The sequence below is a fragment of the Rhizobium indicum genome, from assembly GCF_005862305.2.
Lineage (GTDB): Bacteria > Pseudomonadota > Alphaproteobacteria > Rhizobiales > Rhizobiaceae > Rhizobium > Rhizobium indicum.
In genome coordinates this window covers 2327205-2348714 of the sequence record NZ_CP054021.1, presented here as the reverse complement: position 1 = coordinate 2348714, position 21510 = coordinate 2327205, and the positions used below count along the sequence as shown (strand labels likewise).

At 62.5% G+C, this 21510-nt stretch carries 22 protein-coding genes; 6 read left to right on the top strand and 16 right to left on the bottom strand.

Going from position 1 to position 21510, the window contains the following annotated elements; genetic code table 11:
* Position 1: 1 nt before the first annotated feature.
* The 8 genes from FFM53_RS11690 to FFM53_RS11655 all read right to left on the bottom strand — a co-directional run bounded on the left by FFM53_RS11690 (position 2) and on the right by FFM53_RS11655 (position 9116).
* A complete protein-coding gene (locus FFM53_RS11690) occupies positions 2 to 1102 on the bottom strand; it encodes an imelysin family protein (protein ID WP_138332234.1) in 1101 nt (366 codons plus the stop codon).
* Complete coding sequence (locus FFM53_RS11685) at positions 1102 to 2640, bottom strand: di-heme oxidoreductase family protein (RefSeq protein ID WP_138388394.1); 1539 nt, start codon at positions 2638 to 2640, stop codon at positions 1102 to 1104. The genes FFM53_RS11690 and FFM53_RS11685 overlap by 1 nt, the downstream gene beginning before the upstream one ends.
* A gap of 47 nt (positions 2641 to 2687) precedes the next feature.
* Positions 2688 to 3965 carry an imelysin family protein gene (locus tag FFM53_RS11680; protein ID WP_138388393.1) on the bottom strand — a complete coding sequence of 426 codons (1278 nt, stop codon included), beginning with the start codon at positions 3963 to 3965 and terminating at the stop codon, positions 2688 to 2690.
* 213 nt (positions 3966 to 4178) lie between these two features.
* Positions 4179 to 5468 (bottom strand): RsmB/NOP family class I SAM-dependent RNA methyltransferase, encoded by a 1290-nt coding sequence (locus FFM53_RS11675; RefSeq protein WP_138388392.1) that lies wholly within the window; start codon positions 5466 to 5468, stop codon positions 4179 to 4181.
* A gap of 144 nt (positions 5469 to 5612) precedes the next feature.
* On the bottom strand, positions 5613 to 5975 hold the full coding sequence (locus tag FFM53_RS11670; protein ID WP_003544717.1) for a septal ring lytic transglycosylase RlpA family protein: 363 nt from the start codon (positions 5973 to 5975) through the stop codon (positions 5613 to 5615).
* Between the two features lie 406 nt (positions 5976 to 6381).
* Entirely contained in the window at positions 6382 to 7254 is an 873-nt protein-coding gene (locus FFM53_RS11665; protein WP_138388391.1) for an SDR family oxidoreductase, read from the bottom strand.
* Positions 7254 to 8411: a tRNA epoxyqueuosine(34) reductase QueG gene (queG, locus tag FFM53_RS11660; RefSeq protein WP_138388390.1), complete on the bottom strand. Its 1158-nt coding sequence runs from the start codon at positions 8409 to 8411 to the stop codon at positions 7254 to 7256. Before queG ends, FFM53_RS11665 begins: the two co-directional genes overlap by 1 nt.
* Before the next feature lie 12 nt (positions 8412 to 8423).
* The gene (locus FFM53_RS11655) at positions 8424 to 9116 is read right to left on the bottom strand and encodes a glutathione S-transferase family protein (protein ID WP_003544722.1); all 693 of its coding nucleotides are present in this window, start codon (positions 9114 to 9116) and stop codon (positions 8424 to 8426) included.
* Positions 9117 to 9348: 232 nt separating this feature from the next.
* Between FFM53_RS11655 and FFM53_RS11650 the strand changes: the two genes are divergently transcribed.
* The gene (locus FFM53_RS11650; RefSeq protein WP_138388389.1) at positions 9349 to 10146 is read left to right on the top strand and encodes an undecaprenyl-diphosphate phosphatase; all 798 of its coding nucleotides are present in this window, start codon (positions 9349 to 9351) and stop codon (positions 10144 to 10146) included.
* Positions 10147 to 10391: 245 nt separating this feature from the next.
* Here the strand turns inward: FFM53_RS11650 and FFM53_RS11645 are convergent, their stop codons facing one another.
* From FFM53_RS11645 to dnaN, 8 genes are all read right to left on the bottom strand, one after another.
* Positions 10392 to 10544, bottom strand: coding sequence for a hypothetical protein (locus FFM53_RS11645; RefSeq protein ID WP_003544729.1), 153 nt, complete (start codon positions 10542 to 10544; stop codon positions 10392 to 10394).
* Positions 10545 to 10828: 284 nt separating this feature from the next.
* A complete protein-coding gene (locus FFM53_RS11640; protein WP_138388388.1) occupies positions 10829 to 11809 on the bottom strand; it encodes a complex I NDUFA9 subunit family protein in 981 nt (326 codons plus the stop codon).
* A 217-nt stretch (positions 11810 to 12026) separates the two neighbouring features.
* A complete protein-coding gene (locus FFM53_RS11635; RefSeq protein ID WP_012759832.1) occupies positions 12027 to 12314 on the bottom strand; it encodes a DUF1330 domain-containing protein in 288 nt (95 codons plus the stop codon).
* 28 nt (positions 12315 to 12342) lie between these two features.
* Positions 12343 to 13050 carry an orotidine-5'-phosphate decarboxylase gene (gene pyrF / locus FFM53_RS11630; RefSeq protein ID WP_138332241.1) on the bottom strand — a complete coding sequence of 236 codons (708 nt, stop codon included), beginning with the start codon at positions 13048 to 13050 and terminating at the stop codon, positions 12343 to 12345.
* Between the two features lie 6 nt (positions 13051 to 13056).
* Positions 13057 to 13638: a histidine phosphatase family protein gene (locus FFM53_RS11625; RefSeq protein WP_138388387.1), complete on the bottom strand. Its 582-nt coding sequence runs from the start codon at positions 13636 to 13638 to the stop codon at positions 13057 to 13059.
* 1 nt (position 13639) lies between these two features.
* Complete coding sequence (gene pmtA, locus FFM53_RS11620; RefSeq protein WP_017990040.1) at positions 13640 to 14239, bottom strand: phospholipid N-methyltransferase PmtA; 600 nt, start codon at positions 14237 to 14239, stop codon at positions 13640 to 13642.
* A gap of 95 nt (positions 14240 to 14334) precedes the next feature.
* Positions 14335 to 15246, bottom strand: a complete 912-nt coding sequence (locus tag FFM53_RS11615; protein WP_138388386.1) for a DUF72 domain-containing protein — start codon at positions 15244 to 15246, stop codon at positions 14335 to 14337.
* Positions 15247 to 15300: 54 nt separating this feature from the next.
* A complete protein-coding gene (dnaN, locus tag FFM53_RS11610) occupies positions 15301 to 16419 on the bottom strand; it encodes a DNA polymerase III subunit beta (protein ID WP_003544738.1) in 1119 nt (372 codons plus the stop codon).
* 259 nt (positions 16420 to 16678) lie between these two features.
* Here dnaN and rsmI point away from each other — a divergent pair, with 259 nt between their 5' ends.
* From rsmI to FFM53_RS11585, 5 genes are all read left to right on the top strand, one after another.
* Positions 16679 to 17596 carry a 16S rRNA (cytidine(1402)-2'-O)-methyltransferase gene (rsmI, locus tag FFM53_RS11605; protein WP_138388385.1) on the top strand — a complete coding sequence of 306 codons (918 nt, stop codon included), beginning with the start codon at positions 16679 to 16681 and terminating at the stop codon, positions 17594 to 17596.
* Positions 17586 to 17954, top strand: coding sequence for a YraN family protein (locus FFM53_RS11600; protein WP_138388384.1), 369 nt, complete (start codon positions 17586 to 17588; stop codon positions 17952 to 17954). The genes rsmI and FFM53_RS11600 overlap by 11 nt, the downstream gene beginning before the upstream one ends.
* A gap of 113 nt (positions 17955 to 18067) precedes the next feature.
* Complete coding sequence (locus FFM53_RS11595; protein ID WP_138388383.1) at positions 18068 to 18571, top strand: cupin domain-containing protein; 504 nt, start codon at positions 18068 to 18070, stop codon at positions 18569 to 18571.
* 246 nt (positions 18572 to 18817) lie between these two features.
* Positions 18818 to 19765: a glutathione synthase gene (gshB, locus tag FFM53_RS11590; protein ID WP_138388382.1), complete on the top strand. Its 948-nt coding sequence runs from the start codon at positions 18818 to 18820 to the stop codon at positions 19763 to 19765.
* Between the two features lie 172 nt (positions 19766 to 19937).
* Positions 19938 to 21470 carry a YifB family Mg chelatase-like AAA ATPase gene (locus FFM53_RS11585; protein WP_130673582.1) on the top strand — a complete coding sequence of 511 codons (1533 nt, stop codon included), beginning with the start codon at positions 19938 to 19940 and terminating at the stop codon, positions 21468 to 21470.
* The last annotated feature ends 40 nt before the right edge of the window (positions 21471 to 21510 follow it).

Sequence of the window (21510 nt, the reverse complement as noted above, 5' to 3'; positions counted from 1 at the left end):
TTCAGTCTCCGTCCGAAAAGGAAAAGCCGGCCGAAAGGCCGATGGCTGCGCCATATTCGTCGCTGATCCGGGTGATCAGGTCGCGGCTTTCGGCAAGCAGCGTATCGAGCTTGGCCTTCTCCGCATCGCTTGTGGCGACGTCGATGTCGGGATTGAGCTTCGGCACGCTGTCGAGCAGCGATTTGAAGTCCTCGTCGATCGAGGCGGCGATCGGCTGTTTGTCCGGCGGCAGAAGTTCGGCCATGCCGGCCTTCTGCCAGAGCGTGCGCAGGCCCTCCAGATTGGCGGTCATCGATTTCCAGGTGTTTTTGGAGCGCCAGTAAATCGCCATGCGCGGCCGCGGCGCGGTGTCCTTGCCTTTGTAGAATTGCTCCAGCCGCTGGTCGCGGACATTCTCGGCGCCATGGACGAGAATGCCGAGCAGAGCGGTCACCGCTTCCTTGTTGTCCATGAAGTCGTTGCTCTGCGGGCCTGGATGTTTCCAGCTCGCCTGCACGCCGTCGGGCTTTTCCCAGGCGGCGACGACTTCGCCGGCCTCACGCTGGATATTGCCGGCGACCGCCTCGCCGTAAAGGCAGCGGAAACTGCCCTTCTGCCCGACGAGATCGTCGGAGCCATTGCCATAAAGGACGTATTCCAGTGCCGTCAGGCCTTGCAGCGCAACACTCTTGCCGGCGATCGCATCGACCGTCGCATCCTTCGGGTCGGCCTTGGCGATCAGCGCCTGCACCTGCTTGAGGCCGACGCCCTTACGGTCGGGATAAAACAGGATGTGCTCGAAGAGATTGTCCTGGATGACAGGTCCGGTCTGGACGATCTCGATGATCGACCAATAGCGGATCGTGTCGTCGAAGGTGGACTTCGCCTTGTCGAGCGTCTGCTGCGTGCCGTCGGCGCAAAGATCCTTCATTGCCGTCGTCAGCCGGGCGGCTGATTGCTGCATGTTACGATAGCCGGGACGGATCACCTCGTCGACGGCGCGCTGCATGACGGCGGGAACGGCATCCTCGTTCAGCCCTGCCGGGGGAGTGGCCGTCTGGGCGGCCGCTGATGTCGCGAGGCCGATCAGAGTAAGGCAGAGCAGGGGGTGCCAAAGGCGCATCAAAGTGACTCCAGGAATGTAATCAGGGCCGCCCTGTCGTCTGTCGACAGGGAGGAGAAAGCGTTGCGGGCCTTTTCAGCTTCGCCGCCATGCCAGAGGATCGCTTCGGTGAGGCTCCGCGCACGGCCGTCATGCAGGAAAAAGCTGTGTCCGCTGACAGTCCGGGTCAGTCCTATACCCCATAGCGGCGGCGTGCGCCATTCACGTCCGCTTGCAAGGCCGACCTGCTGCCCGTCGGCAAGCCCGTCGCCCATGTCGTGCAGAAGAAAGTCGGAATAGGGCCAGATCAGCTGGAAGGACTGTGCCTTGTCCGGCGTATCCCGCCGGGTGACGAATTTCGGCATGTGGCAGGAAATGCAGCCGCTTTCGTAAAAAATCCGCTTGCCCTGCAGCGTCTCGGCGAAACTCGCCTTGCGCCGTGCCGGAACGGCAAGATTTCCGGAATAGAAGGTGACGAGGTCGAGAATGGGACCCGGCGCTTCTTCCGCGCCCAGCCGTTTCTGCACGCCGGTCGGCATATCACGGCATTTCTCTTCCGCCTTGGTGCAGTCGCCCTGCGCATCCGGGTGATCGGGCGTCGAGATGCCGATATCATTGGCGAAGGCATCGGCACTCTGGTCGCGCACCGTGGCGTTCTGCGCCTTCCAGCCGAACCGGCCGAGCGCGATCCCACCGCTGCGGTGGTCGCGCACGATCGCCGCCTTGCCGGAGATGCCGTCGCCGTCGGCATCATCAGGATCGGCATGGGCAAGGATGTCGGCCTCGGGAATGGCCTCGATCAGTCCGAGGCCGATCATCGCCGAGGCGACCCGCGGCGAAATCGTCGTCGCGGGGTCGAGCGGCCCATAACCAAGGTTCGTCACCGCATAACTCGGCCGGCGCAGCGACACGGTCTCGCCGTCGCCGAGCGTCACCCTCTCTTCGCGGTAGCTGATCACCATCTTCCCTTCGGCAGCAAGGCCAGGAACGGCGAGATCCTGCAGCTGATGGCCGTAGACCGGATCGGGAAAATTGACGACATCAGCCTGTGCGATGGCCTTTTCGTCCTCCGGCGTCGTGGCGGCGCGGGAAAGCCGCAGGAACATCGAGGTGGCGCTCGGGCCTCCCTCCGGCGGTTTGCCGCGGCCGTCATTGACATGGCAGCTCATGCAGGAGCGGGCGTTGAACAGCGGCCCGAGACCATCGGAAGCCTGCGTCGAGGAGGGAGCGGACACCCAGAGCTTGCGGAAGAGCGCATTGCCGAGCTTGAAATTCTGCTCTTCCTCGAAGGGAATGTTGGCCGAAGTATGCGAGAAACTGTCCTCGGTGACAGGGTCGATCGAGGTCGTAGCCCCTGCCTGCATCGCTTCGTATTGTTCGGCTTTGGAAAAATCCGCTGTCGGCCGGGTGACGTCGGCGACGCGTTGCAGATCGGATTCGGAGAGGTCGGTGCGTTTCGTCGGCAGGTCGAAACCGGCTGCGATGCTGACGGAAAAACCGGCAAGCGTGGCGCAGAGCGTTGCGCTGGCGAAAAATCGGCGGGCCGGGGCATGCGACATTTCAGGGTCCGGGCCGCTCCGGCTTTCGAAGCGGCCCGCCTTTTTGCTTATTTGAAGACGGCGTTAGGATTATCCAAGCTGTCGGAACCTTCAAGCTGAACCGTGCCGAGATCGAGTGCGGCAATAACGCGCTGCACCGATTTCGTCTGGTCGATCAGCCCGTCGATAGCGGCCTGAACGACGGCGTTGCCTTCCTTGTTGCCTTCGCCGATCATCTGGTCGTACTTCTCGACGGTCTCGCCGCGCTTTGCCATGGCATTCATCGCTTCGAGCGTCTTGTTGAGCTTGCCTTCCACTTCGGCATCGAGCGCCTTGTCCTTGGCGGCCACCAGATCATGCAGCGACGGGCCACTGAGCTTGGTGCCGTCGACGCGGGTATAGTTGCCGGTATAGGCGGCAGCGATGCCGATCGCGTCGTTGAGATGCGAATTGTAGGTGTTGTCGGAGAAGCAATCATGCTCTTCCTCGGGATCGTGCAGCAGCAGGCCGAGCTTCATCCGCTCGCCGGCAAGCTCGCCGTAGGAAAGCGAACCCATGCCCGTCAGAATCGCGACGAGGCCGGCCTTCGGATCGGTTTCGACGTTCTTCGTCGCTGCACCGTCCGGCTTCCAGTTGTCGGTCATTTCCTGCAGGTCGGAAACGAGCAGGGTGGAGGCGGACTTCAGATATTCGGCGCGGCGGTCGCAATTGCCGTGCGTGCAGTTCTTGAGGTCGTAGTCGGTTGCCGGACGGTCGCCGGCGCCGGGTCCCGTGCCGTTCAGATCCTGACCCCAAAGCAGGAATTCGATGGCATGATAGCCGGTCGCGACATTGGCTTCGATGCCGCCGGCCTCGGCCAGCGTGCCGGAGAGGAATTCCGGCGTCAGCTTGGAAGCGTCGACATCCTTGCCGTCGATCTTGATCGTCTTGTTGGCGATGACATTTGCCACATAGAGAGAATTCTCGTCGCTCTCGGTGCCGTAGGAAGCGTCGACATAGTCGATCAGGCCTTCATCGAGCGGCCACGCATTGACCTTGCCTTCCCAGTCGTCGACGATCGGATTGCCGAAGCGATAGACTTCCGTCTGCTGGTAGGGGACGCGCGCCTTGATCCAGGCGTCTCTGGCGGCCTTGAGCGTCGCATCGGTCGGCGCCTTCAGGAAGGCGTCGATCGCGGCGTCGAGCGCCTTGGCCGTCGTCAGCGAGTCCTCGTATTTCGCATGTGCCACACCGGCATAGTGTTTCACCACGGCGGCAGCATCAGTCTCGGCATGCGCGGGAAGGGCGAGCAGGGCGGCGGGGGCGATCGCCAGCACGGCTGCGCGGAATTTGCGGTTGAGCTTCATGATCCTCTCCTGTGACGGGATTTTCCGTCTAATCGGGCTCCGTCTCTTCGCGCAAAAGCAAACTTGTGTCAAACGCTCTAGTTTGGAATGGTTTTAAGAACGGACAGACGTTGCCAACCTGGCTTTTTTGAACGGCATCCGCTTGAAAAATTGGCAGCAACCGCGCATTCCGCCGCGGCATCACGATCCGTAGCGGGCCTTCGCTAAACCGCGTCAGCCCTTCCGCTGCATACGACAGAAAAAGAAGCCGTCGGTATCGGTGGAGGCGGGCGTCAGCGTCACCGTCAGGCCGTCGGACGAATGCGGACGCGGGGCGTCCTTGCCGAACAGGGCTTCCCAGGCGGGCAGGGCGCTGACGAGCTGAAAATCAGGATTGTCGGCCGTGAAGCGGCGCGCCTGCTCCTCGTTTTCCTGGGGCAGGACCGAGCAGGTGACATAGATCAGATCGCCGCCGGGTTTGACGAAGCCGCTCGCCTGCGCCAGCGCGTCCTGCTGCTGGGCGATGCGCTCGTCGAGGTTCTTCGCCGTCAGCCGCCACTTCGTATCGGGGCGGCGGCGCCACGTGCCGGTGCCGGTGCAGGGCGCGTCGACCAGCACCTTGTCGCAGCGTCCGGCAAGGGCGGAGAGCGCCCTGGCGTCGTCATGCACCTGGACATTGCGCGTGCCCGCCCGCTTCAGCCGTTCGATGATCGGCGCCAGCCGTTTGCGGTCGGCATCATAGGCGTGAACCTGTCCCTTGTTCTGCATGGCCGCCGCCATGGCGAGCGTCTTGCCGCCACCGCCGGCGCAATAGTCGAGAACCTGTTCGCCATCATGGGCGAGCACCAGGTCGGCGACGATCTGCGATCCCTCATCCTGAACTTCGAACCAACCTTTTTGGAACGAAAGCTCGGCAGTCACGTTGGGAAGACGCGAGGCGCCTTCGCCAGCGGCAATCCGGATGCCGTAGCGGGCGATCTTCGCTGCATGCGCGTTGGCTCTTTCGAGCGCCTTGACGACCTTGTCGCGAGAGGCTTTGAGCAGGTTGGCGCGCAGATCGAGCGTCGGGCGGGCGGCGAGCGCCTGTGCCTCGGCAAGCCAGGCGGCGCCGAAGGCCTGTTCGAAGGAGGGTTGGACCCATTCGGGAATATCGCCGCGGATATGCGGCGGCGCATCGTCGAGCGAGCGGCTTTGAAAGGCCGCAACAGCGTCGGTTGAAAGTGGCGCCGGCGCAAACTTGTCGTCCGCCAGCTCAGTGGCAAGACTGTCAGGTGAAAAACCCCATTGGCGGAACATGACGCCATGGGCAATGGCAGCAGGACTGTCGTCATCCATCAGCCAGGCATGGGAAAGCCGCATGCGCAGTGCGTCATAGACAATGTTGCCGATCGCTGCACGATCGCCGGAGCCGGCGAAGCGGTGCGCGAGGCCCCAGTCCTTCAGCGCGTCGGCGACGGGCCGCTTGCGGGCATCGATGTCCGCGAGCACAGAAATCGCCCCTTCGAGGCGGCCGCCCAGACGCATTCACATGTCTCCTGTTGCCGTGGCGTGTGAACGATCAGCGCAAACGCGAGTGTCACGCAGTCAATTGTTCACAAGTCTCAACCGGGTGGTAACCGCGATTGACGGCAAGAGCAAGCGCCGCTTCCGGCACAGTCAGTGGCGGCCTCAGCTGACGACCTGGTAGCAGACCTTCGCAGTGCCGGAGCTCACCATGCCGATATTCTGGGCGGCGGCGCGCGACAGGTCGATCACACGACCACGGATGAACGGACCACGATCGTTGATGCGAACGACGACTGTGCGGCCATTGTTGCGGTTGGTGACCTTCACCTTGGTGCCGAAAGCAAGCGAACGATGTGCAGCAGTCAAGATGGCAGGATTCATACGTTCCCCGGAAGCAGTTTTGGAGCGAAGTGCGTACCATGAAGCACCGCCACAGCCATTGCCAGCAAAACCCTCTGCCGGAAGCATGGAAGAACAGGCTACAATAGTTACAGCGGCGATAATAGAACGACGTATGTTCTTCAAAACAGAGTATCCCTCAACTATTGAACTCACGCCCTTGCAGGCGGCGGGGCTTAAATCTGTGAAAAAGTGGCGAAAAAGTGCCGCGCCAGTTCACGGATTATTACAATCCGTAACATTCGTGAGGGTAATGTCGGGATTCCAGGAATGAGCGCCGCGCCAAAAGGTAGAAAAAACCTAATAAAATCAGCTAAAATCCGAACGAATTTTCCGAAGGGATAGTTAACGCCTCGGCGTTCACGAAAATCGCGAAAATATTTTTCCGATTTCGCCATATTTACTGCCACATTTGGGCAAATTCAAAGGCCGTTAACCATAATATGCGGCGAAAATTATCCGGCCAAAGCGGGAAAGTAGGAATTTCCTACTCATTTTGGGTGATCGCATCCGTCGCAAACAGGACTGAGTTCTACTCCCCCCACCAGCATCCATCCCGCCACAATTGCGCAAGCGACATAGGATAGTTCGGGAAGGAAAATGCGAAGCCGGCGGCCTTGAGTTTTGCATTCGAAACCCGTTTGTTCTCGCCGTAGAAAGTGCGCGCCATCGGCGTCAATTCGGCGGTCTCGAACGCCTGCTCCGGCGGCGGTTCGACGCCCATCAGGCGGGCTGCCTCGACGATCACATCCTGCGGCGGGCCGGGCCGGTCGTCGGTGACATTATAGATGCCGCCGAGGCCGCGCTCCGACAGAAAGCGTGTCGCTGCGCCAATATCTTCGACGCGGATGCGGTTGAACACCTGGTCCTTCTTGATCAGCCGTCGCGCCGTGCCCTTGTCCAGATTGCAGAAGGCGTTGCGGCCCGGCCCATAGATGCCGGAAAGGCGCAGCACCGCCGCCGGCACGCCGCGCTCCCGGCCCATCGCCAGCCAGCCCTCTTCCGCCTCGAGCCGCTCGGTCGACCGTCCGGAAACGGGCAGGCACGGCGTTTCCTCACTCACCCAGGCGCCCTGGTGATCGCCATAGACGCCGACGGTGGAGAGGTAACCGATCCATTCAAGCTTCGGCAGCAGGCGTGCGCCGTCTTTATCAAGCAGCCGCAGCAGCGGGTCGGCCTTTCCAGGGGCGATCGATTGAACCAGGTGGGTGACGCCGTCCAAAGCCTGGCGCAACCCCTCTTCCATGCTCTCGCCGTCGAAAAGGAATGCTTCGATGCCGTTCTGGCGGAGCGCTTCCACTTTGTCAGGCGAGCGCGTGGTGCCGGAAACCCGCACGCCGTCGCCGGCAAAGGCCTTGGCGATTGCCGTGCCGGAATAACCGCAGCCAAAGATCATCACATGCATCAGCCCACTCCCGCCAATCGCCATTCGTTCAGGACGTCGTCATCTCTCTCGTCCGCCCTTTGTGCGGCAAAGTCCGCAAATTCGCCAGCCTCCATCAGCCGCCAAAGCGCCCAGACCGTCATGCCGCGCACCACGGGCGAGGGATCCTCCGAAAGCCCGCGACACGGCCCGATGAGCGCCTTGTCGCCGGAATTGCCGGCGGCGATCAGCACATTGCGGACGAAACGGTCGCGGCCGATCCGCTTCACCGGCGAGCCGCTGAAGAAGGCACGGAAGGCGGCATCGTCAAGCGTCAGCAGAAAGGCGATCGACGGCTCCTTCAGATCCTCCCGCGCCTTGAGCTTCATCTCGGAGGCGGAGCTTGCGAACTTGTTCCAGGGACAGGCGGCAAGACAGTCGTCGCAGCCGTAGATGCGATTGCCGATCAATACGCGCAAATCGGCGTCGATCGGTCCCCTGTGCTCGATGGTGAGATAGGAGATGCAGCGCCGCGCGTCGATCTGGTAAGGCGCCGGGAAGGCAGCCGTCGGACAGATGTCGAGACAGGCGCGGCAGGAGCCGCAATGATCGATCTCCGGCGCGTCGACGGCAAGATCGGCGGTGGTGAACATCGTGCCGAGGAACAGCCAAGAACCGTGAACGCGGCTGACGAGATTGGTATGTTTGCCCTGCCAGCCGAGCCCGGCCGCCGCCGCCAACGGTTTCTCCATGACCGGCGCCGTATCGACGAACACTTTCACGTCGGCGCCTGCCCGCGCTGCAAAGCGCGTGGCGATCTCCTTCAGCCGGCCCTTGATGACGTCGTGATAATCGCGGTTGCGGGCATAGACGGAAATCGCTGCCTTGTCCGGCTTGTCGAGGATAGCGCGGGGATCTTCTTCCGGAGCGTAATTGAGGCCGAAGACGACGACGGAGCGCACCTCGCTCCAGAGTGTCAGGGGATCGCCGCGCCGGTCGCGCGTCTCCGCCATCCAATCCATCGTCCCGTGGCGCCCGGCATCGATGAACTGGCCGAGGCGCTCTTTCGCTTGCGGGATCGCATCCGGGCGCGTGATGCGGCAGAGATCGAAGCCCTTGGCGGCAGATTCTGCCCGGACGAACTCGGTCAAATTGTCGCGGCGGCGGCGCTCTTTGTCGTCATTGTCAGGTTCGGGCATGAAGAGCCCTCGTCAGAAATCCAGATCGGCATAGTGTGAAACCGGTGTCAGGCCGCGCACGCGCTCGGTCAGCATCGGCCGGAAGGACGGACGCGACTTCAGCCGCTGGTACCAGTCCTTGACGACTGGCGAATCCGCCCACTCGATCTCGCCGAGATAATCGAGGATCGAGATCGAGGCCGCGGCGGCAAGGTCGGCATAGCTCATCCGCTCGCCCGCCAGCCACTGACGCGAGCCGGCAAGCCAGGTGAGATAGCGCATATGCTGGCGGATATTCGCGCGGGCCGTGCGCAGAACCTTCGAATCCGGCGCTCCGCCGCCCTGATCGGCGGTCATCTGCAACTTATAGACACGCTCGCGGGCGAGCGGCTTGGTCACATCGTTTTCCATCTTCTGCATGAACCATTCGGTCAGCCGGCGGATTTCCGCCCGCTGGAAAGGGTCTTCGGCGAGCAGCCGCCGGTCGCGTTTCAAGACGCCGTGCGTCTCGTCCAGATATTCGGAAATGACGCTCGCGCCGCAGAGCGCGCGCATGCTGTCGTCGACATAGACCGGCAGCGTGCCGGCCGGATTGAGCGCCAGGAAATCCCGGCGCTTCTCCCATGTCTGCTCCTCGATCAGATCCGCCTGATAGCCGTATTCCGCCAGGATCAGCCGGACGAAGCGAGATGCGGATGACATGGGATGATGATAAAGCGTGGGCATAGATACTCGGGCTTTGTGATTGCTGTTACAGGACTGTGTGGCAGCTCGATTATAGCGCCCTAGTCATGACTCATTGGTTGAAGCTATAGGAGCTTGGCCCCGCCAATACAAGCGAATCGGATTTTTCAGGCCATCTGATAATGGCGAAACACGGTCTAACGAATGATTGGAAACGGCGGCCTGATCGACCCAAGCGCTCAGACCCGGCCGAACTTTAAACCGGAGACAATGTATGGATTATATAAATGCTGCAATTCTCGGCGTCATAGAAGGGATCACCGAGTTCCTGCCGATCTCGAGCACCGGCCACCTGATCATTGCCGAGCAATGGCTCGGACATCGGTCGGATATGTTCAACATCGTTATTCAGGCGGGCGCCATCCTCGCCGTCACCATCATTTACTGGCGTCGCTTGGTGGATCTGGTGCTTGGCTGGCGCGACCCCGCCAACCGCGATTATGCCGCCAAGCTGATCGTCGCCTTTCTCATCACCGCCATTCTCGGACTGGTCGTCAAGAAGCTCGGCTTTGAACTGCCGGAGACTGCGACACCGATCGCCTGGGCGCTCATCATCGGCGGCATCTGGATGATCTTTGCCGAATGGGCGGCCGCCCGCAGGCCGCCGCATAAAGAGATTACCTGGCTTGTCGCCATCCTGGTCGGCATCGCCCAGATCGTTGCCGGCGTCTTCCCGGGAACCTCGCGCTCCGGCGCCACGATCTTCGTCGCCATGCTGGCAGGCACGGGCAACCGGGCCGCGGCGACCGAGTTTGCCTTTCTCGTCGGCATTCCCACAATGTACGCGGCCAGCGCCTATGAATTGCTGAAGACCTTCAGGGATGGCGGAGCGGCAGGCGAAGACTGGACGGCGCTCGGCATCGCCTTCGTTGTCTCCACCGTCGTCGCTTTCATCGCGGTCAAATGGCTGCTTGCATATATCAGGAGCAACCGGTTTACCCTGTTTGCCATCTACCGCATCATTCTCGGTGTTTTGCTGCTCGGCATGGCCGCGACCGGCTTGATTGCCTGAGACACCCGCCCTGCATTGCATTCGCGCAACTCCCGGCGCGAATGCAAATGCCCCGTCGGACCGCACAAACAGGCACCCGGTTACCGGCAAGGCGCCGAATTTTTCAGTTGGTCATTGAGGGGAAACGCTCCCACCGCCGCTTTGAAGCAGGCGAAACTGAGCGATGATCTAGAAGCGCCCTGTATCAGGCGTTTCGATCGACTGCTTGCTTGGAGCAGGATGCCGGCGCAGGGCCGGGCTTTTCGTCAATGGATGATCGAAGCCGTCGAGCAAGGATCGACGCCGTAGGCCGGCGAGCAATCGCCCTTTACCGCCGCGACCGAACCGGGCGCAACGAAAGAGCCTGCAAGGATAACCAGCGCCGCACACGCAAACAGGAGCGCGATTGACTTGCCCATTGAGAATTGCCTTTCACAGTGATTGCCGCGCGCGACCGCAGGCGTTGAGTCCGTTGGAAGACGCGCGGGTTTGGTAGTCAGTGGAATGACAAATAGCAATAAACGTTCCTGCTAAATTTGGTGTTAATTCCACAAAATTTCCGATGCGTCTTTTATGCAACGCCGCTGAATATGCCGAGCACCAAAACACTTCAAACTTGCGCCGGGCTTTGCAGGACACGGCAACGCCAAAAGGCCGCTCGCGGGATCCGCAGACGGCCAATCTCATCGGTTGGAAAAGATGGTCAGGCGGCCTTGCCGGTGCCGGTGTACTGGCCGTGCGGACGATAGTGCACCAGATAGGAGCCGAGCACCGATGCCACCATGGTGGGCGCAATGCCGAGGCCCTTCAACGTGCGGCCTTCCGCCTCGGCTTCCGGGGAGACGATATTGTCGCGCTTCAGCATGCGCACCTGATCCGGCGTGATCGGCGGCGTTATGAAGGGGACCAGCGAAGCGATGCTGCCGATCATCGAAGCGATGCCGAAGGGCAGGGATACCAGCGGGTTCTTGCGGCACGTTACCTTCAGCATCGTCTCGAGACATTCGCGGAAGCTGAGCACCTCAGGCCCGCCAAGCTCATAGACCTTGCCGCCGGCAACCTTGCCGTCGACGGCGCGGGCGACGGCCTCGGCGATATCTTCGACATAGACAGGCTGGAATTTCGTCTTGCCGCCGCCGATGAGCGGCAGGATCGGCGACATGCGCGCCATCTGGGCGAACTTGTTGAAGAAGCTGTCCTCCGGTCCGAAGACGATCGACGGACGAAAGATCACCGCATCGGGCTTGACCGAGAGGATGGCCGTTTCGGCGCGACCCTTGGTGCGGCCATAGTCCGAATCGGATTTCGCGTCGGCGCCGATCGCCGAAATATGCGTCAGCGTCGCACCCGCGCTGCGCGCCGCCTCAGCAATCGCACGACCGCCGAATTCCTGCACGGCGTCGAAAGTGTTGCGGCCGGTCTCCTGCAGAATGCCGACGCAGTTGACGACGTGGCTCGCACCGTCGACGGCGCGATCGATCGAGCCGCGGTAGCGCAGGTTCGCCTGCACGAAGGAAATCTGGCCGACATTGCCGAGCGGCTGCAGGAAGCCGGCGAGATCGGGACGGCGCACGGCGACGCGGATGTTATAGCCGCGCTTGGCCAGCGCCCGAACCACGTGCCTGCCCACGAAGCCCGACCCTCCGAACACGGTGACGAGCGGCGGCAGGTTGGCAAGGGTCATGGCAGGCTCCTCGAAAGGCTTTGCGGAATGCTTGATTGGCTCCGTCTTAGCCGAATCCCTGCGCGACGGGAAGGCCCATCACGCCGTCAGTTTTTTGCGAATGCGAGGGCGCCTAACGCATCGTGCCTTCCAAAAATCGGAATCGATTTCGGAAGGCACGATGAGTAGATTTAAAGTGCTAGAGCGTCCTTTGTGCGTCCGAAAGACGCACGGCGCTCTAGACGCCTTCGACGACGACCATTTCCGCATCCGCGGCTTCCTGGCGGATTTTCGCGGCGATCTGGTATTCCGGCGAATTATAGCAGTCGACCGCATGCTGCATCGACGGGAATTCGATCACCACGTTGCGGACGCGCGCCTTGCCCTCGAGTTCGGTAAAGGCGCCGCCGCGCGCCAGGAAATTCGCGCCATATTTTTCGAAGGCCGGCTTGGCCGCCGCCACGTAATCCTTGTAGCGCTCGGCATCGCGAACATCGACGCGGGCGATCCAATATCCCTTGGCCATGATCTTCTCCCTTTTGTCGTTGAAACTATTAGCGGTTTGCCGGCCAGAGTGCCGTCACCATCTCGCTGAGGATCGCGCGGGCGGCATCCCGGGGATCCGGCGCCTTGACGACAGGCCGGCCGACGACGAGATGCGTCGCTCCTGCCTTCAGCGCGTCGAAAGGCGTCATCACCCGCTTCTGGTCGCCCTTGTCGCTACCATCAGGGCGAATGCCGGGGGTGACGATCGCCATGTCGGGTCCGACGATTTCGCGCACCGCAGCCGCTTCCTCCGCCGAGCAGACGATACCGCCCATACCGGCTGTGCGCGCCTGTTCGGCGCGGCGCAGCACCAGGCTGTGCGGATCCTGGCTGTAGCCGGCCTCGGCGAGGTCGTCGGCATCCATCGAGGTCAGCACGGTCACGCCCAGCAGGCAGAGGCCGGAGCCGGCCGCGGCCTCGACCGCCGCCTTCATGGCTTTCGGATAGGCATGCAGCGTCAGCATCGACATGCCCATCTTGGCGATGTTCTCGACGCCGGAGGCAACGGTGTTGTCGATGTCGAGCAGCTTCATGTCGAGAAAGATCTTCTTGCCGCTGGCGGCAAGATCACGGGCGAATTCCAGGCCGCCGGCAAAGACCAGCTGATAGCCGATCTTGTAGAAGAGAATGTCGTCGCCGAGCGTGGAAACCAGTCTTTCCGCCTCGCCGATCGTTGGAACATCCAGGCCGACGATCAACCGCTCGCGTGCGTCCATCTGAAGTCACCCCTGCCAGTCTTCGATGGGCGTCCAGTCGCATGTTAGGCGCCGATCCGCAAGACCGAAAGCATAGAGATTGCCGCCGCCGCCGGGCTGGTCGCGGTCGCGCGCGATCGGGCTGCCCGCCAGATGGCATTTGAGCAGCGTGCCGACGCCGCCGTGGCCGACAAAGGCGATCGGCGCTGTCGCATCATGCGTGGCGAGAACGGCATTAACGGCCTCGACGATGCGGGCCTGCGCGTCGACGGCGCGCTCCCAGCCTTTGAAGCTTTGTTCCGGATGGGCGAAGAACCAGTCGGCCGCCTCTTCGAATTGCGGCGGCGGCAGGAAGCCGGTGGCCGTGCGGTCGTTTTCGTGGGTCGCGTGGACGATCTCCACGGTCACACCGGAAGCTTTCGCCAGAATTTCGGCCGTCTCGATCGCCTTCGTCTCGTCGCTGGAGACGATGCGCCGCAATTGCTTGGCCCAGCCGCTCTCTGCCGCTTTGCGGGCGCGCGCCGCGCCGACATCGGAAAGTCCCCATTTCGGCACTGGCACGTTGGCGTCGATCCTGACCTGCGGATGAGTGATGTAGATCCCGAACATCTTAGCCGCGCTTATAGATCCAGAGCTGCGCCGGCGGAATATTGCGCATGACGAAGTCGAAATGCTGGATATGGTAGCGGTCGGGATTGGCGGCGATCGGCGAGATCGCGCCATAGGAAATCTGCACCATCGGCCGGCCGGCCGGCAGTCGATCGAGCAGGCTTTCGAGCAGCGAGATGCGCTTCGCCATCGGGAAATTCAGCAGCGGAATGCCCGAGACGACGGAATCGAAGGTGAGACCGCTGAAATTGCCAAGGGTGGCCTGAAGATCGAAGGCATCGCCGTTGATGAAGTGCACGCCGGGATAGGTCCGCTGCAGATGTTTATGAAAATCCGTCGAATATTCGATTGCGACGAGATTTTCCGGACGGACGCCGCGGCCGAGAATGGCCTTGGTGATGGCGCCCGTGCCCGGTCCGAGTTCAAGCACCGGCAGCCCGGAATGGATGTCGACGACGCTTGCCATGCGCTTGGCCGTGATCGAGGAGGTCGGCACGATCGAGCCCACCGTCTTCGGCCCCTGCATCATGCCCCGGAAGAAGCGGATCTCGTCGTCGAACCTCTTCCCGAACCGTTCCTTCACCTTGACCCGTAAGCTCATTCTCCACCCATCCGCATGTTGATCGAATGCCTTAATATGCCGCTTGTCGCTTAAGGGACAAGGATTTTCGCAACAAGGACATCGGCATCAACAGTTCATGCGGCTTTCGGCGCTGAACCGGGCATGAGATCGGCGAGCCTTTCGCTCAAGTGATCGGCGTCGACTGGGGCACGCAGCTTCACGTCGGTATTGTCGAAATAGAGATAGACGTCGCGGCCCTTGTTGCGCGCCGCTACGGGCGCCAGCACCCGCGTCGCATTCTCGGGTTCTCCGCCCGTGGCCCAGGCGCGGATACGTTGCGCCCATATGTCGAGTGCTTTGTCATCGTAGCCGCTGACATAGAGCTTTTCCGAGCCATGCAGGCGGCAGTAGCTGAAATCGGCGGTGACATCCATCAGCAGCGGCCATTTCACCGTATCGGCGCAGACGAGTGCGACCCTGTGACGCCTGAGCATTTCGATGAAAGCCAGCGAGCGGAAGCTCTCGTGGCGGATTTCGAGCGCATGGCGGATCGGTTGGTGCCCGTCGCTTTCAAGCCAGGCCGGTCCCTTGATGTGCCCGTCATGCCGCTTGGCAAGCGCTATCGCCGCGTCGCGGTCATGCGGCAGCAGCGACAAGAAACTGTCAAACAGGGACGGGTCGAAGGCCATGTTCGGCGGGAATTGCCAGAGGATCGGCCCGAGTTTGGGGCCAAGCCGCAGCAGACCGGAAGCGAGGAAATTGGCGAGCGCCGTCTCGATATTCTGCAGCCGCAGCATATGGGTGATGAAGCGCGGTCCCTTGACCGCGAAGACGAAATCATCCGGCGTCTCGTCGCGCCAGTGGCCGAAACTTTCGGGTCGCTGCAATCCGTAGAAGGTTCCGTTGATCTCGATCGACCGGAAGTGCCGGGCGGCGTAGGAAAGCTCCTGCTTCTGCGGCAGGTCCTTCGGGTAGAATTGGCCGCGCCAGGGCGTATAGGTCCAGCCGGATATGCCGATGCGCACCGCTCCCGTCTTTTTGGTCATGGGATCCTCCGTTTTGACAGGAGGAAAAACGGCAGCGGGCGGCCTTCGTTCCCGTCAGACGCGCATCGGCATCAGCACATAGAGTGCATCGTCGCCCGCCGTGTCGCGGATCAGCGTCGGCGAGCCGGCATCGGCAAGCAGGAAGATCGCTTCCTCGCCGGAAAGCTGGGCGGTGATGTCGAGCAGGTATTTGGCGTTGAAGCCGATTTCCATCGCATCCGTGTCGTAGCCGACGGCGACTTCTTCCGTCGCGCTGCCGGAATCGGGATTGTTGACGGTCAGCATCAGCTGCCCCTCGGAAAGCGCCAGCTTGACGGCGCGTCCACGCTCGGAGGAGATCGTCGAGACGCGGTCGACGGCCTGTGCGAAACTCGTGCAGTCGACCCGCATTTCCTTGTCGTTGCCGGTGGGGATAACGCGCTGATAATCCGGGAAGGTGCCGTCGATCAGTTTCGAGGTCATGACGATCGAGCCGATGGTCAGCCGGATCTTGGCGTCGGAGACCTCGACGGTCACCATCACCTCGGGATTGTCGACCAGCTTCTGCAACTCGCCGACCGTCTTGCGCGGAATGATGATGCCGGGCATGCCTTCGGAGCCGGAGGGCGCATCGACATCGGCGCGCGCCAGCCGGTGGCCGTCGGTCGCAACCGCCCTCAGCTTCAGCTGGCCGTTGCTCTCGATCGTGTGGAAGAAGATGCCGTTCAGATAATAACGCGTCTCTTCCGTCGAGATCGCGAACTGCGTGCGGTCGATCAGCATCTTCAGATCGGCCGCCTTCAGCTTGAAGGAATGGGTGAAGGTGCCGGCTGTGAGATCCGGGAAGTCCGATTCCGGCAGGCACTGAAGCGAGAATTTCGAGCGGCCGGACTGCACGGTCATCGCGCCGCCATCCGGGCTGGTGGCAAGCAGCACTTCCGAGCCGTCGGAAAGCTTGCGCACGATATCGTAGAGGAGATGCGCGGGAACGGTGGTGGCGCCGGGCTGCTCGACGCTAGCAGGGGTCGCCTCGGTGATTTCGAGGTCGAGGTCGGTCGCCTTCATGTCGAGCTTTTGGCCGTCGGCCTTGAGCAATACGTTGGACAGGATCGGGATCGTGTTGCGACGTTCGACCACGCGGTGGACGTGGTTCAGCGATTTCAACAGGTTTGACCGCTCAATAGTAATACGCATGGGATGCTACCGCTTTCGACCGTGACTGTCCGGGCGCGTCGAGCACCCGAAGAATGCTGTCCCGGCTTGAGGCCGGGGGAGTGGACGGGCAAAATGGCAGACTTCAGCATTGCTTTGCAAGAGGCATGGACGTCGGCACCCCTGCATTTGCGGTTTTCCAGAGCAATGCTCACAGAAATCCGAACCCTTGCCGAAGCGGTGCGGCTCGCCCATAAGGGTTCGATGCCGGCGACGAGCCGGCGGGACGAAAGCAAATGGCATGAATGAGGAAACGACAGCGGACGCCGCCACCCGGCGAAGCTTCCGCCTGCACAATGCAACGGTGCCGGCGCGGCCGCTGGAGCCGGCGCTCTATCTGGTCGCCACTCCAATCGGCAATCTCGGCGACATCACCCTGCGGGCGCTCGAAACGCTGGCCGGCGCCGATGTGCTTGCCTGCGAGGATACGCGCGTCACCCGCGTGCTGCTCGACCGCTACGGCATCCAGAACCGCCCCTTTGCCTATCATGAGCACAATGCCGACGAAGCTGGCCCAAGGCTGCTGCAGGCGCTCGAAGCCGGGCGATCGGTGGCGCTGGTTTCGGATGCCGGCACGCCGCTGGTTTCCGATCCAGGCTATCGGCTGGCGCAACAGGCGATAGCGGCAGGTTACCGTGTCATTCCCATTCCCGGCGCCTCCGCGCCGCTCGCAGCCCTTGTCGGCTCCGGTCTGCCGAACGATGCTTTCCTTTTCGCCGGTTTCCTGCCGGCCAAGGACAAGGCCCGCCGCGACCGCCTCGGTGAACTTGCAGCAGCGCCCGCGACGCTGATCTTCTTTGAATCGCCGCATCGCATCGGCGCAACGCTTCTGGCCGCCGCCGATGTGCTGGGCGGCACTCGGCCCGCCTCCGTCTGCCGCGAGCTGACCAAGACCTATGAGGAGTTCCGCCGCGGCACGCTTGCCGACCTTGCGGCGCATTATCAGCAGGTGGAAAACGTCAAGGGCGAGATCGTCCTGGTGATCGGTCCGCCGGAGCCGGTCGAGACGTCTAAGGCCGATGTCGAAGCCGTGCTGGCCGACCTGTCGAAGTCAATGCCGACGGCAGGCGCCGCCACCGAAGCCGCCCGCCTCACCGGCCTGCCGCGCAAGGTGCTCTACCAGCGCCTGCTGGAGATCAAGAACGCCGATGGGCGATAATGATCTCACCGCGATCAGAAGGAAGGCGCTGCGCCGGGGCCGCATGTCGGAATATGTCGCGGCCGTCTTCCTGATGCTGAAGGGCTACCGCATCCTGGCGCTGCGACACCGCACCCGGCTCGGCGAGATCGATATCATCGCCCGCAAGGGCGATCTCGCCGTCTTCGTCGAGGTCAAGGCCCGCCATGGCGAGGCGGCGGCGGTCGACGCCGTCTCTGTCGCCGCACAAAAGCGGATACGGGCGGCAAGCGATCTCTGGCTTGCCCGCCAGGCGGATCAGGCCCGCCTTTCCCAGCGTTATGATATCGTGGCGATCATGCCGGGCCGGCTGCCGCGGCATTTTATTGATGCCTTCTGACCTCCTTTCGCCCCATCCGATTTCCGGATCGTTAAAATTTTAGTCCCCGCTTGAACGAGGTCCTTACGACTCTCTGCTATCGACTCGGTAGGGTAGCAATTGGGGGTTGTTTCATGGCCTGGAAGCTGATGCTTGCAAGTGCGGTCGCCATGGCCGCGCGCTCGGTGCCGTATGCCGTGGCGAAGCCGGCCGGAAAATCCTTCGTCGCGCATGCGAGCGATCTGCTGCCGCTGAAATCCACGCCGATCAATCCGGACTGGGTTATCAGCGGCAATCCGCAGGCCCGCACCGCCGAACATTCGCGCGGCCATGACGAAGCATCGCTGACGGCGATCTGGGATTGCACGGCGGGCGAATTCCGCTGGTATTTCGGCTGGGACGAGACGGTGATGATCCTCGAAGGCGAGGTCCATATCACCGCCGAGGACGGCACCGAACGAACTCTGCGCGCCGGCGACGTCGCCTTTTTCGCCGGTGGAACCTGGGCAAGCTGGCGGGTCGACAATTACGTCCGCAAGGTCGCCTTCCTGCGCAAGCCCTTCCCGAAGCCCTTGGCGATCGCCTACCGCCTCCGCAACATGCTGCGCAACAGCGGCAACCAGGGCATCGCCGCCTGATTTTCGCCGCCCATTCAAAGTGGCAGAGCGTCCTTAGCGCGTCCTGGTGGACGCGCGGCGCTAGCGCATAACCCCGAAAATCGGAATCGATTTTCGGAAAGGATTATGCGCCAATTCAAAGCAACAGAGCGTCCTTAGCGCGTCCTATTGGACGCGCGGCGCTCTGGCGACCGGAAGCCCTTGATTGACCGTTGCGTTTGAAATCTGGCCGACCTACATCTGTCCGGCATTCAGCGAGGGATGGAAATGGCCAAGATCACCAATGTAGCGGTCCAGATGGACCATGTCGCAGGCATCAATATCGCAGGTGATTCCACCTTCGCCATGAGCCTGGAAGCGCAGGCGCGCGGCTACAAGCTCTTCCATTACACCCCCGATCGCTTGAGTTTCCGCGACGGCCGGCTCTATGCCAGCGTCGAGCCGATGGTGCTGCGCGACGTCAAGGGCGATCACTACGAGCTTGGCGCGCCGGAGCGCGTTGATCTTTCGACCATGGATGTCGTGCTGCTGCGCCAGGACCCGCCCTTCGACATGGCTTATATCACCTCGACGCATCTGCTCGAGCGCATCCATCCGAAGACCCTCGTCGTCAACGATCCGGCCTGGGTGCGCAATTCGCCGGAGAAGATCTTCGTCACCGAATTCTCCGACCTGATGCCGAAGACGCTGATCACCAAGGATGCCGCCGAGATCCGCCGCTTCCGCGACGAGATGGGCGACATCATCCTGAAACCGCTCTACGGCAATGGCGGCGCCGGCGTCTTCCATTCGACCCGCGACGACCGCAATCTCTCTTCGCTGCTGGAAATGTTCGGCCAGCTTTTCCGCGAGCCCTTCATCGCCCAGCAATATCTGCCCGACGTGCGCAAGGGCGACAAACGCATCATCCTGGTCGACGGCGAATTCGCCGGCGCCATCAACCGCGTGCCGGCCGAGCACGACAGCCGCTCCAACATGCATGTCGGCGGCCGCGCCGAGGCGACCGAACTGACGCCGCGCGAACAGGAAATCTGCGCCCGCATCGGCCCGGCGCTGAGGGAGCGCGGCTTCCTGCTCGTCGGCATAGACGTGATCGGCGATTACATGACCGAGATCAACGTCACCTCGCCCACAGGCATTCGCGAGGTCAAGAAGTTCGGCGGCGCCGATATAGCAGCGCTGCTTTGGGATGCGATCGAGCGCAAGCGCGGCTGATCTCGCCTCCTGACCCCAAGCGTCTGCTGACCGGATACAACCCCGGTCACAGTGTATATCCGACTACGTTCCTTTATTGTTCTTGTTTTATTCCTCCTTCCGTGCCAGATTGCAACCGCTGGCCCTGAAGGGTTGCAGGCGCTATAAGAGTTTGCGGGCAAGGGATGGGCATATGGTCGCGCGTGTCAGTACGGTGGCATTTCAGGGCATCGAAGGTGTGCCGGTCGAGGTCCAGGTCATGGTCGCTCCCGGCAAGGTCGGAATGCAGATCGTCGGCCTGCCCGACAAGGCGGTGGCCGAAAGCCGCGAGCGCGTGCAGGCGGCCCTCCACGCCTCCGGCCTGGCGCTGCCGGCAAAGCGCGTGACGGTCAATCTGGCGCCTGCCGACCTGCCGAAGGAAGGCTCTCATTTCGATCTGCCGATCGCGCTTGCCCTGATGGCCGCTCTCGGCGCCATTCCCGCCGATGCGCTGTCGGACTTTGTCGTCGTCGGCGAGCTCAACCTCGACGGCACGATCGCCGCCATATCAGGCGCGCTGCCGGCTGCGATAGGCGCCAATGCGCTCGGCAAGGGGCTGATCTGCCCGGCCGAAAGCGGCGCCGAAGCCGCCTGGGCAGGCTCGGAAGTCGATATCCTCGCGCCGCGCAGCCTGATTGCCCTTGCCAATCATTTCCGCGGCACGCAGGTCCTCTCTAGGCCGGAGGCGTCGATCCGCGCCAATGCCGCGAACCTGCCGGATCTTGCCGAGATCAAGGGCCAGGAAAGCGCCAAGCGGGCGCTCGAGGTCGCGGCCGCCGGCGGCCATAATCTGCTGATGGTCGGTCCTCCGGGCTCCGGCAAGTCGATGCTGGCGGCAAGGCTGCCATCGATCCTGCCGCCGCTTTCGGCCGCCGAGCTGCTGGAAGTATCGATGGTCCATTCGATCGCCGGCCAACTCTCCGGCGGCAAGCTTTCCGATCGAAGGCCCTTCCGCACCCCGCATCACTCCGCCACCATGGCGGCCCTCGTCGGCGGCGGCCTGCGCGCCCGTCCGGGCGAAGCCTCGCTTGCCCATCACGGCGTGCTGTTTCTCGACGAGTTTCCCGAATTCACGCCGCAGGCGCTCGATGCGCTGCGCCAGCCGCTTGAAGGCGGCGAATGCGTCATCGCGCGTGCCAATCACCGCGTCTCTTATCCGGCCAAATTCCAGCTGATCGCGGCGATGAACCCCTGCCGCTGCGGCATGGCCGGCGAGCCGGGCCATACCTGTGCCCGCGGCCCGCGCTGCATGAGCGATTACCAGGCCCGCATCTCCGGCCCGCTGATGGACCGCATCGATATCCGCATCGACGTGCCGGCCGTCTCCGCTGCCGATCTGATCCGGCCGATGGCGGCCGAAACCAGCGCCGACGTTGCCCGCCGCGTCGCCCGCGCCCGCGAGATCCAGCAGGAGCGCTTCGAAAGCACAGGCGCAAAGGGCATCGGCACCAATGCCCGCTGCTCCACCGCGATGATCGAGAAACTGGCCGAGCCCGATGCCAGCGGCCTGCAGCTGCTGCGCGACGCCGCCGAAAAGATGAAATTCTCCGCCCGCGGTTACCACCGCGTGCTCAAGGTCGCCCGCACGCTGGCCGATCTCGACGGCAAGCCAACGGTCGGCCGCATCCATCTCGCCGAAGCGATCTCCTACCGCATCGCGGGTGAGAGGTTGACGGCGGCGGCGTAACAGATGGAGTGCCGAAACGCCCCGATATCCTGCGAAAACG

Excerpts from the sequence above, each read along its gene's own strand:
- FFM53_RS11690 (WP_138332234.1), bottom strand. The coding sequence starts at position 1,102 with ATGCGCCTTTGGCACCCCCTGCTCTGCCTTACTCTGATCGGCCTCGCG.
- FFM53_RS11685 (WP_138388394.1), bottom strand. The coding sequence starts at position 2,640 with ATGTCGCATGCCCCGGCCCGCCGATTTTTCGCCAGCGCAACGCTCTGC.
- FFM53_RS11680 (WP_138388393.1), bottom strand. The coding sequence starts at position 3,965 with ATGAAGCTCAACCGCAAATTCCGCGCAGCCGTGCTGGCGATCGCCCCC.
- FFM53_RS11675 (WP_138388392.1), bottom strand. The coding sequence starts at position 5,468 with ATGCGTCTGGGCGGCCGCCTCGAAGGGGCGATTTCTGTGCTCGCGGAC.
- FFM53_RS11665 (WP_138388391.1), bottom strand. The coding sequence starts at position 7,254 with ATGCATGTGATGATCTTTGGCTGCGGTTATTCCGGCACGGCAATCGCC.
- queG (WP_138388390.1), bottom strand. The coding sequence starts at position 8,411 with ATGCCCGAACCTGACAATGACGACAAAGAGCGCCGCCGCCGCGACAAT.
- FFM53_RS11655 (WP_003544722.1), bottom strand. The coding sequence starts at position 9,116 with ATGCCCACGCTTTATCATCATCCCATGTCATCCGCATCTCGCTTCGTC.
- FFM53_RS11650 (WP_138388389.1), top strand. The coding sequence starts at position 9,349 with ATGGATTATATAAATGCTGCAATTCTCGGCGTCATAGAAGGGATCACC.
- FFM53_RS11645 (WP_003544729.1), bottom strand. The coding sequence starts at position 10,544 with ATGGGCAAGTCAATCGCGCTCCTGTTTGCGTGTGCGGCGCTGGTTATC.
- FFM53_RS11640 (WP_138388388.1), bottom strand. The coding sequence starts at position 11,809 with ATGACCCTTGCCAACCTGCCGCCGCTCGTCACCGTGTTCGGAGGGTCG.
- FFM53_RS11635 (WP_012759832.1), bottom strand. The coding sequence starts at position 12,314 with ATGGCCAAGGGATATTGGATCGCCCGCGTCGATGTTCGCGATGCCGAG.
- pyrF (WP_138332241.1), bottom strand. The coding sequence starts at position 13,050 with ATGGACGCACGCGAGCGGTTGATCGTCGGCCTGGATGTTCCAACGATC.
- FFM53_RS11625 (WP_138388387.1), bottom strand. The coding sequence starts at position 13,638 with ATGTTCGGGATCTACATCACTCATCCGCAGGTCAGGATCGACGCCAAC.
- pmtA (WP_017990040.1), bottom strand. The coding sequence starts at position 14,239 with ATGAGCTTACGGGTCAAGGTGAAGGAACGGTTCGGGAAGAGGTTCGAC.
- FFM53_RS11615 (WP_138388386.1), bottom strand. The coding sequence starts at position 15,246 with ATGACCAAAAAGACGGGAGCGGTGCGCATCGGCATATCCGGCTGGACC.
- dnaN (WP_003544738.1), bottom strand. The coding sequence starts at position 16,419 with ATGCGTATTACTATTGAGCGGTCAAACCTGTTGAAATCGCTGAACCAC.
- rsmI (WP_138388385.1), top strand. The coding sequence starts at position 16,679 with ATGAATGAGGAAACGACAGCGGACGCCGCCACCCGGCGAAGCTTCCGC.
- FFM53_RS11600 (WP_138388384.1), top strand. The coding sequence starts at position 17,586 with ATGGGCGATAATGATCTCACCGCGATCAGAAGGAAGGCGCTGCGCCGG.
- FFM53_RS11595 (WP_138388383.1), top strand. The coding sequence starts at position 18,068 with ATGGCCTGGAAGCTGATGCTTGCAAGTGCGGTCGCCATGGCCGCGCGC.
- gshB (WP_138388382.1), top strand. The coding sequence starts at position 18,818 with ATGGCCAAGATCACCAATGTAGCGGTCCAGATGGACCATGTCGCAGGC.
- FFM53_RS11585 (WP_130673582.1), top strand. The coding sequence starts at position 19,938 with ATGGTCGCGCGTGTCAGTACGGTGGCATTTCAGGGCATCGAAGGTGTG.